At 53.9% G+C, this 13,034-nt stretch carries 13 protein-coding genes; all 13 read right to left on the bottom strand.

The features are described from left to right. Positions 1-37: 37 nt before the first annotated feature. On the bottom strand, positions 38-379 hold the full coding sequence (rplS, locus tag ABH899_RS03160) for a 50S ribosomal protein L19 (RefSeq protein WP_009673374.1): 342 nt from the start codon (positions 377-379) through the stop codon (positions 38-40). Positions 380-593: 214 nt separating this feature from the next. Continuing rightward, positions 594-1,382, bottom strand: coding sequence for a tRNA (guanosine(37)-N1)-methyltransferase TrmD (gene trmD, locus ABH899_RS03155; RefSeq protein WP_369993900.1), 789 nt, complete (start codon positions 1,380-1,382; stop codon positions 594-596). Then, entirely contained in the window at positions 1,379-1,900 is a 522-nt protein-coding gene (gene rimM / locus ABH899_RS03150) for a ribosome maturation factor RimM (RefSeq protein WP_009673377.1), read from the bottom strand. The genes trmD and rimM overlap by 4 nt, the downstream gene beginning before the upstream one ends. A 182-nt stretch (positions 1,901-2,082) precedes the next feature. After that, positions 2,083-2,313 carry a KH domain-containing protein gene (locus ABH899_RS03145; RefSeq protein ID WP_369993897.1) on the bottom strand — a complete coding sequence of 77 codons (231 nt, stop codon included), beginning with the start codon at positions 2,311-2,313 and terminating at the stop codon, positions 2,083-2,085. Between the two features lie 27 nt (positions 2,314-2,340). Then, positions 2,341-2,613: a 30S ribosomal protein S16 gene (gene rpsP, locus ABH899_RS03140; protein ID WP_009673359.1), complete on the bottom strand. Its 273-nt coding sequence runs from the start codon at positions 2,611-2,613 to the stop codon at positions 2,341-2,343. A gap of 51 nt (positions 2,614-2,664) precedes the next feature. Continuing rightward, positions 2,665-4,026 (bottom strand): signal recognition particle protein, encoded by a 1,362-nt coding sequence (ffh, locus tag ABH899_RS03135; protein ID WP_218228498.1) that lies wholly within the window; start codon positions 4,024-4,026, stop codon positions 2,665-2,667. Positions 4,027-4,117: 91 nt separating this feature from the next. Beyond that, positions 4,118-4,468, bottom strand: coding sequence for a putative DNA-binding protein (locus ABH899_RS03130; RefSeq protein WP_009673356.1), 351 nt, complete (start codon positions 4,466-4,468; stop codon positions 4,118-4,120). A 208-nt stretch (positions 4,469-4,676) separates the two neighbouring features. Further along, positions 4,677-5,666 (bottom strand): signal recognition particle-docking protein FtsY, encoded by a 990-nt coding sequence (gene ftsY / locus ABH899_RS03125; protein ID WP_009673370.1) that lies wholly within the window; start codon positions 5,664-5,666, stop codon positions 4,677-4,679. 152 nt (positions 5,667-5,818) lie between these two features. Continuing rightward, positions 5,819-9,397 carry a chromosome segregation protein SMC gene (gene smc, locus ABH899_RS03120; protein WP_369993893.1) on the bottom strand — a complete coding sequence of 1,193 codons (3,579 nt, stop codon included), beginning with the start codon at positions 9,395-9,397 and terminating at the stop codon, positions 5,819-5,821. 479 nt (positions 9,398-9,876) lie between these two features. After that, positions 9,877-10,578: a ribonuclease III gene (gene rnc, locus ABH899_RS03115; protein WP_009673364.1), complete on the bottom strand. Its 702-nt coding sequence runs from the start codon at positions 10,576-10,578 to the stop codon at positions 9,877-9,879. 21 nt (positions 10,579-10,599) lie between these two features. Further along, entirely contained in the window at positions 10,600-11,835 is a 1,236-nt protein-coding gene (gene fabF, locus ABH899_RS03110) for a beta-ketoacyl-ACP synthase II (RefSeq protein ID WP_369993890.1), read from the bottom strand. Between the two features lie 116 nt (positions 11,836-11,951). Further along, positions 11,952-12,185 (bottom strand): acyl carrier protein, encoded by a 234-nt coding sequence (acpP, locus tag ABH899_RS03105; RefSeq protein WP_009673355.1) that lies wholly within the window; start codon positions 12,183-12,185, stop codon positions 11,952-11,954. Positions 12,186-12,288: 103 nt separating this feature from the next. Next, positions 12,289-13,029, bottom strand: a complete 741-nt coding sequence (gene fabG, locus ABH899_RS03100) for a 3-oxoacyl-[acyl-carrier-protein] reductase (RefSeq protein ID WP_103993776.1) — start codon at positions 13,027-13,029, stop codon at positions 12,289-12,291. Between the last annotated feature and the right edge of the window lie 5 nt (positions 13,030-13,034).

The raw sequence follows: 13,034 nt of genomic DNA, 5'->3' as shown, positions 1-13,034 counted from the left end.
TAAAAGGGGACTTGAAAACAAGCCCCCTCGGTCTTTATTATCGAATTTCTTTAATTCTAGCCGCTTTACCGCGAAGACCGCGCAGGTAGTAAAGTTTCGCACGACGAACTTTACCACGACGAGCTACTTCAATCTTTTCAATCTTCGGAGAATGAAGCGGAAGTGTTCTTTCCACGCCAACGCCGTAAGAAATTTTACGAACTGTAAACGTTTCGCTGATTCCGCCGCCGCGACGCTTGATCACGACACCTTCGAACAGCTGAACGCGTTCGCGGGATCCCTCGATTACTTTTACAAATACTTTCAAAGTATCGCCGGGACGAAAGCTCGGGATATCAGAACGCAATTGTTCTTTCGTAATTTCCTGAATGAGATTCATTTAAGATTCCCTCCTTCCACAATAGGTGTTCATTCCGCCATCTCTTAGCTGTCAAACCATGTTTGTATGCGTAGAGGACCACCCGATTCAAACAACACAACATTGGATATTCTATCATACGTTCAACAGAAAAACAACCAAAATCGTTCGTATTTTCTGTTTTGGTAGAAAAGATTCGAAACAGCTGTAAAAAATCCCCAATTTCGAGTGATTTTCAGCCCTGCTGTCCCTCTTCCTCGGCCATTTTCTCACGCAGCCAGCGTTTCTCTTTGTCCGTCAGCTCGGCATTCTCAAGCAGTTCGGGCCTGCGTTTGAACGTACGGTAAAGCGACTGCAGCCGGCGCCATTCGGTAATGTTCGCGTGATGGCCCGAAATCAGCACATCCGGGACGGTCCATCCCCTGAACTCAACGGGACGCGTGTAGTGCGGATACTCCAGGAGGCCTGTGCTGAAGGAATCCGTCACCGCCGACTGCTCGTTGCCCAGTACGCCGGGAAGCAGACGCACGACACTGTCGATCACCACCATGGCCGGAAGCTCTCCGCCCGTGAGCACATAGTCGCCGATAGACAGCTCGTCCGTCACGAGATGCTCCCGTATCCGTTCGTCGTAGCCCTCATAGTGCCCGCAAATAAAAATAAGATGTTCTTCCCGGGACAACTCTTCGGCCTTCCGCTGGGTAAACGTCTCGCCTTGGGGACACATCAGAATGACACGCGGCTTGGCACCCGCCGAAACCGGCTCTCCGGCCGTTTCCGAGCCGCTCGAAGGCACATCAAGCAGGGACTCTACCGCCGCAAAGATCGGATCCGGTTTAAGCACCATTCCCCCGCCGCCGCCATAAGGATAGTCATCCACCGTGTTATGCTTGTTGCCTGCAAAATCCCTGAAATTTACGGTGGACAGATTCACGATGCCTTTTTCCCGGGCTTTGCCCAAAATGCTCGACGTAAATACGCCTTCAAACATGGCAGGAAACAGAGTCAGTACGTCTATATTCATAAATCGAGCAGCCCCTCCAGAAGATGAACCGTTACGATCTTCTCTTCCACGTTCACATCCAGCACTACGTCGTCGATCACAGGGAGAAGCAGCTGTTTTTTATTCGGCCTGCCTACTACCCAAACATGGTTCGCGCCCGGCGTCAGAATTTCCTGAATCGTGCCGAGTTCTTCACCTTCTTCAGTCAGGACCCGACAGCCTAAAATCTCGTGATAATAGTACTCGTCCTCATTCAGACTTTCCAGGTATTTTTCTTCCACCCGCAGCAGGGAGCTCTTGAAAATTTCAACCTCGTTGATGTGAGAAAACTCCTTGAACTGAGCGATGTACATATTTTTGTGCAGCCGCGTGCTTTTAATGGTCACCGGTGTAAGTTTACCTTTGGCATCCTCGATGACCAGCTTGCTGCCGTCTGCAAAACGCTGCTCGGCAAAATCCGTGTGCGGCACAACTTTCAGTTCTCCTCGCAGACCGTGCGTGTTGACGATGGTCCCGACCGTATATAATTTATCGCTCATATCCTTTATTTTTCCACCTCTGTCCCGTTTCCATACTTGTTCCGATCCCGGACGCCGAAAATGATCAAAACCGGGTTCCGTCCGCCTGTCCGGTCTTGTTTCCTCGGACGCCCTTCCGGCAGGAAACGGTTTCTCGTGTTCAGATGCAAGAAAAAGGCTAGGAATGATCCTAACCTTTTCCTCTATGACATAATTTCAACGGTAACCCGTTTGTTTTCCTTAACTGCAGCTGACGTGACGACTGTGCGAAGAGCTTTGGCGATACGCCCCTGTTTGCCGATAACTTTACCGACATCACCCGGGTGTACGGACAGTTCATAAACGACACTGTTCTCGCCTTCCAACGCATTCACACGCACGTCTTCCGGATGATCCACGAGTGCCTTCGCGATAACGGTAATGACCTCTTTCATAAAGACCTCCGAAATGCCTGGGTAGGATTACTTCTTCAGCTTAGACTCGTGGAACTTGGTCATAAGACCTGCTTTGCTGAACAGGGAACGAACCGTATCGGACGCTTGCGCGCCGTTTTGGAGCCATTTCAGTGCTTTCTCCTCGTCGATTTTAACGACTGCAGGTTGAGCTACCGGGTTATAGTAACCGATCTCCTCGATAAAACGTCCGTCACGCGGAGAGCGGGAATCGGAAACAACTACACGATAAAAAGGAGCTTTGTGAGCACCCATACGCTTCAAACGAATACGAACTGCCATGAATATCACCTCCCACATAGAATAAACGCCTTGTATCGAAACCGCCGGCCGTTAACCGAACGGAAACTTGAACCCTTTGCCCAGCTTTTTCATGTTCTTCATGGCTTTGGGATTCATCATGCCCGAGAACTGCTTCATCATTTTGCGCATGTCTTCAAACTGCTTCAGCAGCCGGTTGACATCCTGAACGGAATTGCCGCTGCCGAGCGCGATGCGTTTGCGCCGGTTGGCATTAATGATTTCAGGCTTGCGTTTCTCTTCCTTCGTCATCGATTTAACGATGGCCTCGACACGGCCCATCTGTTTATCATCGACTTTCAGGTCTTTCATGCCTTTCATTTTGCCGGCTCCGGGGAGCATATCCAGCAGCTGGTCCAGCGGACCGAGCTTCTTCACCTGTTCCATCTGTTCGAGGAAATCGTCGAACGTGAACTCGGCATTACGCATCTTGCGTTCCATTTCCTTGGCTTTATCCGCGTCGATACCCGCCTGCGCCTTCTCGATCAGGGTGAGCATATCGCCCATGCCGAGAATCCTCGAAGCCATCCGCTCCGGATAGAAAGGCTCCAGCGCGTCCATTTTCTCGCCCATTGCGGCGAACTTGATGGGACAGCCGGTAACGGCTTTGACCGATAGTGCGGCACCGCCGCGCGTATCGCCGTCGAGCTTAGTCAGGACGACACCCGTCAGTTCCAGCTGCTTGTGGAAGCTTTCGGCCACGTTAACGGCATCCTGCCCCGTCATCGCGTCGACGACCAGCAGCGTTTCGTGCGGGCCGACGGCTTCGCGCACATTTTTCAGCTCATCCATAAGCGCTTCGTCAATGTGCAGCCGTCCGGCCGTATCGACGATCACGTAGTCGTTGTTGTTGTCCTTGGCGAACTGAAGCCCGTTCTTCGCGATTTCGACGGGGCTGACCTGGTCGCCCATGGAAAACACGGGAACCTTCAGCTGCTCGCCCAACACCTGCAGCTGCTTGATGGCAGCGGGCCGGTAAATATCGCAGGCAACCAGCAGCGGCTTGTGATTTTGCTTCTGCAGCATTTTAGCCAGCTTGCCGGACGTTGTCGTTTTACCCGCACCCTGCAAACCGACCATCATAATAACGGTAGGCGGTTTGTTCGCTTTGGCCAGCTTCGTGTGCGTTCCGCCCATAAGGTCGGTAAGCTCTTTGTTTACGATGTCGATGACGACCATGCCGGGGGTGAAGCTTTTCATCACGTCTTGTCCGACCGCGCGCTCTTTCACCTTGGCGATGAAGTCTTTGACTACTTTGAAGTTAACGTCGGCTTCCAGAAGGGCCAGACGCACTTCGCGAAGCGCCTCGCTCACATCTTCTTCCGTCAGTTTGCCTTTGCCCCGCAGCTTGTCGAATACGCCCTGCAGCCTGCCGGTTAATCCTTCGAATGCCATCTAAACCGCCTCCTTTCCCTGCTTGTTTCAATTGCTTTGAACTTGCGTCTTCTTACATGTATGGGTCTCTGCCTCGGCAGAGTTATTCGTTCTATTCCGTATGAACGATCCGGCGCATGTAATCCGCGGCCCGGTCCGCAAGGTCGCCCGGCGACTGGAGGAGCAACTCCTCCGCCTCGCTCAAAAGCTTCAAGCGGCGTTCGTGTTTCGTCAGCAGCAGAAGTTTGCTCTCGTAATCTTCGAGCATCTGCTCCGCGCGTTTCACATGTTCGTAAACAGCCTGGCGGCTGATCTTGAATTGCTCGGCGATTTCTCCGAGAGAGTAATCGTCGTGAAAGTACAGTTTAAGCACAGCCTGCTGTTTGTCCGTCAGCATGGGCTCGTAGAAATCAAACAGAAGATTAATTCGGTTCGTTTTCTCCAGAATACGATCTTCCGTCATAGGGCCCGCCTCCGTCAAGGTTATGCACTTTACACCAGCAACAGTCCTTATATTAAAGGATGTCGGATGGGATGTCAAGCCCTTCACCTTGTCAGCTAAAAATTCGCGGCGCTGCGAAATACCGCCTTCGAGAAGGCTCGCGCACAAGTACCTTTCAAGCAAACGAAAAATGCCGACCGCACGGGGTTCAGCTCGGGTCGGAGGCCCCTTAAGCCTCCGCTTTTTCCTCGGCGATCCATTTGCCGAACAGCGCATGAACGAACTGCTCGGAATCAAACGGCTGCAAATCGTCCATTTTCTCGCCCAGTCCCACGAATTTTACGGGAATGTTCAGCTCCTGCCGGATCGCAACCACGATGCCGCCTTTCGCCGTACCGTCCAGCTTCGTTAATACGAGGCCGGTCAGACCGGTTTTGTCGCCGAACATTTTAGCCTGCTGAAGGGCATTCTGACCTGTCGTGGCGTCCAGCACGAGAAGCACTTCATGCGGAGCATCGGGAACTTCCCTGCGGATCACCCGGTAAATCTTGTTGAGCTCCTCCATCAGGTTCACCTTGTTCTGCAGGCGTCCCGCCGTATCGCAAAGCAGAATGTCCGCCCCGCGGTTTTTCGCGGCCTGCACGGCGTCAAACATGACAGCCGCCGGGTCGGAACCCGCCTGCTGCTTGATGACGTCCACGCCTACACGCTGTCCCCACGTTTCGAGCTGCTCGATCGCGCCGGCCCGGAACGTATCGCCTGCGGCCAGGATGACTTTTTTACCCTGCGATTTGTACATATGCGCCATTTTACCGATTGTGGTCGTTTTGCCCACGCCGTTAACGCCGACGAACAAAATAATGCTCAGCCCGCCCGGAGCCAGCCTGATGCTGCTGTCTTCGCTGCCCTTCAGGAGCTCCGTCAGCTTCTCGGACAGCACCGGTTGAAGGTCGTTCGGATCTTCGATTTTACGTTTGCGCACTTCACCGCGCAGCTGCTCGATCAGCTCCATGACCGTGCTCACGCCGACGTCGGCGCCGATCAGGATTTCTTCCAGCTCCTCGTAAAATTCTTCGTCGATTTTTTTGCGGCGGCTGAAGAGATCGTCCACACGGTCCACGAACACATCGCGCGTTTTGGTGAGACCTTCCTTAAATTTATTCGTTACCGCCTCGGTTTTGCTCGAAATGCTCTCTTTTAACCGTTTAAAAAAACTCATCTGAAGCTGTTCCTCGCTTTCTGAAATGGCTCTTAAAGAGCCTGAAAAGTGGCTGATCGAAAATACACGTTTATATAACCGGATTTACCGCCCGTGAAATCAGGTTTCCCGGACGCGGGCGATACTTGTTTCCGGGGAATCGCCGTTTCTCGTCAAGAGGCGGAAATCATCGCTTCCTCGTCTTCAAGCCGTACGGATACAAGCTTGGAAACGCCGCCTTCTTCCATCGTAACCCCGTAAAGCACGTCCGCTTCCTCCATCGTTCCCTTGCGGTGCGTGACCACGATAAACTGGGTCGTTTCGGAGAATTCGCGCAAATACTCGGCAAAACGGGTCACGTTCGCTTCGTCCAGCGCCGCCTCGACTTCGTCCAGCACGCAGAACGGAACGGGCTTGACGCGCAGAATCGAGAACAGCAGCGCAAGCGCCGTGAGCGCTCTTTCCCCGCCGGAGAGCAGCTGCAGGTTCTGCAGTTTTTTACCTGGAGGCTGGGCTACGATCTCGATGCCCGTCTCCAGCAAGTTTTCCGGATCGGACAAAATCAGATCCGCCCGGCCTCCGCCGAACAGCTTCACGAAAACGATCACGAAATGGGAGCGAATCGCATCGAAGGTCGTTTTGAAGCGCTTCGACATTTCCTGGTCCATCTCCCGGATCACGGTGTAGAGCGTTGTTTTCGCCTCCACCAGGTCATCCTTCTGGACGGAAAGGAAATCGTAACGCTCGGACACGCGGGCGTATTCCTCGATCGCCCCAAGGTTGACATCGCCCAGCGAAGAGATGGAGCGCTTCAGATCGCGAACCTTGTTCTGTGCGCCGGTGATATCTCCCGGCACCGGGTAGCGTTCTTTGGCGAGTTCGTAGCTCATTTCGTACTCTTCGCCAAGCTTTTTGAGCAGGTTCTCGAGCTCCACGTCCAGCCGGTTCACACGCACCTCGTGCTGCAGGCACTGCTCCTCCACCTGCTTGAGCTGCGTACGCTGTTCGCGGGTTTCGTTCTCGGCCTGCTGGAGCTTGTCCATCCACCCCGCACGTTCGGAACGCTTGAACTCGATGTCTTCCGTGCATTTCTGCTTGCGAAGTTTCAGCGTATTGAGCAATTCCACCTGCTTGACGCTTTCTTCCGCATGGAATTCCATCTCCGCGCGAAGCTGCCACAGCTGGCGGCGATTCATCTCCAGCTCCTGCTTCGCTTCCGCGAGATCCTGCTGGAGCCTTCGCTGCTGATCCTGCAGCGACTGCTTCTCCTGCGAAGCGGAAGCGACGCGAACCTTGAGATCCGTCAGCTGGTTCTGCAGTTCCTCCTTCGCCGATTCGTTCGCTTTGCGCGAAGACTCGGCGTCCCGGATGGCCTGCTGAAGCGCCTCCTCTTCCTGCTGCAGCTCTTCGAGCTGCCGGCGGTTTTCTTCGATGCTGCGCTCCTGCTGGCCGCGTTCCTCAAGCAGCGTCGAACGGTCGTCGCGCTCCAGCGTCAGCTGCTCCTCCATGCGGCGCACTTCCGCTTCAAGCGGAGCCAAATCCGCACGGATCTGCTGTTCTTCGATCCGCTTCTGCTCACCGCGCCCCCGCAGTTCTTCCAGATTCGCGTTGTCTTCGACAATCTCTTTGCGGGCCTGGGAAGCCCTCGTCTTGAGCTGCTGAAGCTGCGTCTCCGAAGCTTCGATCTCGCCGTCAAGCTCCTCGATCTGCCGCTGGCGGCCGAGCAGGTTGGAGCTTTTTTTCTGAAGGCTCCCGCCCGTCATGGAACCGCCCGGGTTAACGATATCTCCTTCAAGCGTAACGACACGGTACCGGTAGTGCGCTTTGGCGGCAATCCGGTTCGCATCTTCCAGCGTTTCCGCAATAATAACCGTACCCAGTAAACTGGAAAAAATATTGTGATACTGCGGGTCGAATTTAATCAAGTCAACCCCGATGCCCACGAACCCGTTCGAAGACGTCAGCGCACCGCGCTCACTTTCACCGATCGAACGTCCCCGGATGACATCCATGGGCAGAAACGTCGCGCGCCCCATCTGCCGGCGCTTCAGGAAAGCGATCGCTTCGCGGCCGTAAGCTTCCGTCGCCACGACGATATTCTGCAGGGCTCCGCCGAGAGCCGTTTCCACGGCCAGCTCGATTTCCGCCGGCACGCTGACAAGCTCCGCTACGGCCCCGTGAATCCCTTTGAGCCCGTCGGAACGGTTCTTGGCTTTTAACACTTCCTTAACGCCGTGCATAAAGCCGTCGTAATCGTTCTGCATTTCTTTCATTGTGTCGCGTCTGGATGTGAGCGCGTCGATCCGCTGCTCCCATTTGCGCAGCATGCCGGACGATTCTTCCAGCAGAGTCTGCTTCTTCTTGAGACTTTCGCTCAAATCGAGATAAGCGGAACGGATCTTCTCGACTTCTTTACGGGTCTGCTCCAGTTTTGTTTCAAGCTGCTTCTTGCGGGCGGTGATATCGGACTGCAAAGCGGTCCTCTTCTGCCCTTCTTCTTCCAGCTTTTGAAGCCGCCGCGCCAACGATTCGAGCTGCTGCTCCGCATAACGGATTTCGTTGCGGCACTGCGCCATCGCATTCATTTTATCGAGAAGCTCGGATTTCAGCTGATCCTCCACGCCCGAATTCAAGCCGCCGCTGACCCCCTGGAGACGATTCTCCTCTTCGGACAGCTTGGCTTGATACTCGAACAGCTGCGCGCCGATATGTACGATTTTCTCACGATGCCCGGCCAGCTCCGCTTCTTTCTCCGAAAATCTCGTTTCCTGAAGAACGATGGTCTGCTCCAGCTGCTGTTCGTTGGAAGCGAAATTTTTCTTCCGTTCCTTGAGCACCTCGCCGTGGCCTTCGCATTTTTCGAAATCCTCGGAGATTTGCAGCAGGGTTTCCTGAAGCTTCTCCAGTTCTTCCTCCAGCCGTTTTGTTTCCCAGCGGTGTTTCTCCAATTGGGCATCGTGCTGGCTGACAAACGTGGACAAGCTGAGCTGCTCCTTTTTCAAAGCGGTAAGCTTCTCGTTTGTCTCCGACCAGGAGACATAGATCTGATCGATCTGGTGAACGTATACGGCGATTTCGCTGTGCTTCAGTTCTTCCTTCAGCTCTTTGTAGCGGATCGCTTTCTCGGCCTGCTCACGCAAGGGATTGATCTGATCTTCCAGCTCCGTAACGAGGTCATGAATGCGCAGAAGATTCTGCTCGGTTTCCTGTAGTTTCTTCTCCGACTCCTTCTTGCGCGATTTATATTTGACGATTCCGGATGCTTCCTCAAAAATACTGCGGCGCTCTTCCGATTTATTGCTCAAAATTTCTTCGATCCGGCCTTGGCCGATGATCGAATACGCCTCTTTGCCGATTCCGGTATCCATAAACAGTTCGGTAATGTCTTTCAGCCTGCAGGACTGCTTGTTTATAAAATACTCGCTGTCTCCGCTCCGGTGCACACGCCGGCTGACCGTCACCTCGTTGTAATCGAGAGGCAGCGACTGGGACGTATTGTCGAGCGTGAGCGATACTTCGCCGTAATTAACGGCTCTGCGCGCGTCGCTGCCGGCAAAAATCACATCTTCCATCTTGCCGCCGCGCAAACTCTTCGCGCTCGTTTCCCCGAGCACCCAGCGGATGCCGTCTGAAATGTTGCTCTTCCCACTGCCGTTCGGACCGACTACAGCCGTGATTCCTTTGACGAACTCCAGCTCCGTGCGGTCCGCGAACGATTTAAATCCGGATAATTCAATCCGCTTCAAAAACATAGATTCTTTTCACCTCAAAACTTTTCGCTAGAAAAGTTACTTCGTAAGGACTGCTAAACTTTGCGGGTAGCAAAGTTACTTCGTAAGCGTCACAAAACTTTTCGCAAGAAAAGTTATTCATAAGCATGCTCAGCTTTTCGCAAGAAAAGCCGCTTTGTAAGGATTGGCGGGCTGCGTTCACAGCTCTCCTAATTGCCTAAGCTTACGGCTGGGGAAGGAACCCCGAAGCCGCTCGGCTTTACCGGCCCCTCTGACAGCCTGTCCGGTATCCGATCTCTCGGCGTTTTTTATCAAACCGGGGGATTTATCCCCTTGTAGAAGAGCCCGGACCGGCGCTAACCCAGCCTCTATTGTACCATATCCCGCGTTCAAAATAGAGCGCAAAAGAAAAGAGCAGCTCCTGGGCTGCTCTTTCTCTGCTTTATAGGACGGCGCGCTCGGAGACGATACTCCGCCGCGTCAGCCATCTTGCTTCACTTCTAACGCTCCATGGGCACATTCAGCTTCGTCAATGCTTGGGAAGCCGCCTGCTGTTCCGCTTCTTTCTTGGAACGTCCGGCCCCTTTGCCGAGCTGTTTGGCATCCATATAGACCTCAGCCACAAACTCTCTCTCGTGAGCCGGACCTCGCTCTTCCACGATACGGTATTCGAGCGCCCCCATATTGTGGTGCTGGGTATGCTCCTGCAGCTGCGTCTTATAATCGATCACGAGCAGCTTGCCCTCCGCTGATACATAGGGAAACACATGCTGCTGCAAAAAGAGCTTAACCGCTTCAAGCCCCTGGTCCAGGTACAGCGCTCCGATAAAAGACTCGAAAACATCGGCGAGAAGCGCGGGACGCGAACGGCCTCCCGTCATTTCCTCTCCTTTGCCGAGCTGTACGTAACTCCCGAAATTGAGCTTCTCCGCAAAGTTGACTAGCGAAGGTTCACAAACGATCGACGCCCGAAGCTTCGTCAGCTCTCCCTCTGTGCGGTGCGGATACTTGAAATACAAGTATTCCGACACCGTTAGTTCCAAAACGGCATCACCCAAAAACTCAAGACGCTCATTGTCCTGGTAATTCGCCATCCGGTGTTCATTCACATAGGAAGAGTGCGTAAAAGCCTGCCTCAGCAAATCGAGGTCTTGAAAGCGGATCTCCATGTCGGCTAGAAGCTGGTTGACGTCTCGGTTCATGTTCTCACCACCGGCCGGTTGTTAGGCTTGATATTTTTTCAAAATAATCGTTGCGTTATGTCCGCCGAACCCGAAGGAGTTGGACATGGCCACCTGAACGTCGCTCTTGCGGGGAACGTTCGGCACGTAATCCAGGTCGCATTCCGGATCCTGGTCGTCCAGGTTAATCGTCGGCGGAATGATACCGTTTTCGAGCGTAAGCCCGCAAATAACGGCTTCAACGCCGCCGGCTGCACCCAGAAGATGACCGGTCATGGATTTCGTCGAGCTGACAGCGACTTTGTAAGCCTGCTCACCCAGCGCTTTCTTGATGGCCGTTGTTTCGGACTTGTCCCCGACCGGCGTACTCGTACCATGCGCATTGATGTAGTCGATCTCTTCCGGCGTGATGCCTGCGTCCTTGATCGCTTTGACCATGCAGCGGGCCGCTCCGTCCGGATCGGGCTCCGTCATATGATGCGCGTCACCGCTCATTCCGTAGCCGATGACTTCGGCGTAGATGTGGGCGCCGCGCTTCTGTGCGTGCTCAAGCGACTCCAGTACGAGGACACCCGCACCCTCGCCCATCACGAAGCCGTCTCGGCCCGTGTCAAAAGGACGGCTCGCCTTCTCAGGCTCGTCGTTGCGGGTGGACATCGCACGGAGCGCGCAGAAGCCGGCAACGCCCGTCGGGCTGATGGTCGCTTCGGCTCCGCCGCAAATCATCACATCGGCATCTCCGCGCTGAATGAGTTTGAACGAATCTCCGATGGAGTGCGTTCCGGTCGCGCAAGCGGTAACCGCCGTGCTGTTCGGACCCTTCGCTCCGGTAATCATCGAGATTTGGCCTGAAGCCATATTCGCGATCATCATCGGAATGAAGAACGGGCTAACCCTCTTCGGTCCTTTTTCAAGCAGAATCTTATGCTGTTCTTCCCAAGTCGACAGGCCGCCGATTCCGGAACCGACATAAACGCCGACCCGCTCGGGATCCGTATCTTCCTGTATGTTCAAGCCGGAGCTCTTCAAGGCGTTGATGCTGGCCGCAACCGCAAACTGCACGAAGCGGTCCATTCTTCTTGCTTCACGTTTATCTATATAATCTTCGGGGTTGAAATCTTTAACGGATGCGGCGATGCGCGTCGGATACTCGCTTACGTCGAAGCTTTCGATAGCGCTGACACCGGATTTGCCCGCAAGCAGATTGCCCCAGAAAGTATCCACTTCTTGACCCAGGGAGCTCATAACTCCAAGTCCTGTAATAACAACTCTATTCACGTGTACCACCTCTGAATTAAGGGTGTTTTCTCTCGCTTTTTCTACGTTCAGAAAATGAGGAGAAGTCCCGCCTTTATGAGAACGGGACTCTTTTTAGAACGGGACTCCAAAGATTTTTACGTATGAGATTTTATGTAATTCACTACTTCTCCCACAGTCGTAATCTTCTCAGCATCTTCGTCGGAAATCTCCAGATCAAATTCATCTTCAAGTTCCATAACCAATTCTACAACATCGAGAGAATCAGCACCTAAATCTTCTTTGAAAGACGCTTCAAGGGTAACTTCAGTTTCTTCTACCCCTAAACGGTCGATGATAATTTTCTTTACGCGATCTAGTACGTCGGACATCCGGCTCACCTCCTCCTTGGTATTATACGAGAATACGAATCAAAATGCCATACTTGTCTAAGCGGGACAACCGCCGACTGCGGCACGGGCCCCGTAGGGCGTCTTACATGTACATGCCGCCGTCGACGTGAAGCGTCTGGCCGGTCATGTAGGAACCTTCGTCCGAAGCGAGGAAACGGACGATTTTCGCGATATCTTCCGGCTTGCCGAGCTTGCCGAGGGGAATTTGCTGCAGAAGGGATGCCTTCTGCTCCTCCGGCAGCTTGTCGGTCATATCGGTGGAGATGAAGCCGGGCGCTACCGCATTGACGGTAATCCCGCGGGACGCAAGCTCCTTGGCGGACGCCTTCGTGAGACCGATGACGCCCGCTTTCGCCGCCACGTAATTGGCCTGCCCGGGGTTGCCGAGCACGCCCACGACGGACGAGATATTGATAATGCGGCCCGAACGCTGTTTCATCATGGGGCGGGTCGCCGCTTTGGTGCAGTTGAAAACGCCTTTGAGATTGGTCGCGATGACGATGTCAAAGTCTTCCTCTTTCATCCGCATAATGAGATTATCCCGGGTAATTCCGGCATTATTCACCAGTATGTCCAGACTGCCCAAGGCTTCAATCGTCTGCTTGACAAGATCTTCGGCTTCCTGGGATTTGCTTACATCGCCGCGAAGCTTAACCGCGCGTCTTCCCATCGCCTCGATCTCTTTAACGACTTCTTCCGCAGCCTGTTCGCTGCCTGCATAGTTGACTGCCACATCGGCCCCGCTTGCGGCAAGTTCCAGGGCAATCGCGCGGCCGATTCCGCGGGAAGCTCCGGTAACGAGCGCCGCTTTACCACTCAGCATGGCTT

Source organism: Paenibacillus sp. RC84 (assembly GCF_041260495.1).
In the GTDB taxonomy this organism is placed as follows: Bacteria; Bacillota; Bacilli; order Paenibacillales; family NBRC-103111; genus Paenibacillus_F.
The sequence above is the reverse complement of the archived record's forward strand: the minus strand, read 5'-3'. Positions and strand labels throughout refer to the sequence as shown.

What these genes read in the sequence shown, in the direction of transcription:
- rplS (WP_009673374.1), bottom strand. Translation starts at nt 379, where the DNA reads ATGAATCTCATTCAGGAAATTACGAAAGAACAATTGCGTTCTGATATC.
- trmD (WP_369993900.1), bottom strand. Translation starts at nt 1,382, where the DNA reads ATGAATATAGACGTACTGACTCTGTTTCCTGCCATGTTTGAAGGCGTA.
- rimM (WP_009673377.1), bottom strand. Translation starts at nt 1,900, where the DNA reads ATGAGCGATAAATTATATACGGTCGGGACCATCGTCAACACGCACGGT.
- ABH899_RS03145 (WP_369993897.1), bottom strand. Translation starts at nt 2,313, where the DNA reads ATGAAAGAGGTCATTACCGTTATCGCGAAGGCACTCGTGGATCATCCG.
- rpsP (WP_009673359.1), bottom strand. Translation starts at nt 2,613, where the DNA reads ATGGCAGTTCGTATTCGTTTGAAGCGTATGGGTGCTCACAAAGCTCCT.
- ffh (WP_218228498.1), bottom strand. Translation starts at nt 4,026, where the DNA reads ATGGCATTCGAAGGATTAACCGGCAGGCTGCAGGGCGTATTCGACAAG.
- ABH899_RS03130 (WP_009673356.1), bottom strand. Translation starts at nt 4,468, where the DNA reads ATGACGGAAGATCGTATTCTGGAGAAAACGAACCGAATTAATCTTCTG.
- ftsY (WP_009673370.1), bottom strand. Translation starts at nt 5,666, where the DNA reads ATGAGTTTTTTTAAACGGTTAAAAGAGAGCATTTCGAGCAAAACCGAG.
- smc (WP_369993893.1), bottom strand. Translation starts at nt 9,397, where the DNA reads ATGTTTTTGAAGCGGATTGAATTATCCGGATTTAAATCGTTCGCGGAC.
- rnc (WP_009673364.1), bottom strand. Translation starts at nt 10,578, where the DNA reads ATGAACCGAGACGTCAACCAGCTTCTAGCCGACATGGAGATCCGCTTT.
- acpP (WP_009673355.1), bottom strand. Translation starts at nt 12,185, where the DNA reads ATGTCCGACGTACTAGATCGCGTAAAGAAAATTATCATCGACCGTTTA.
- fabG (WP_103993776.1), bottom strand. Translation starts at nt 13,029, where the DNA reads ATGCTGAGTGGTAAAGCGGCGCTCGTTACCGGAGCTTCCCGCGGAATC.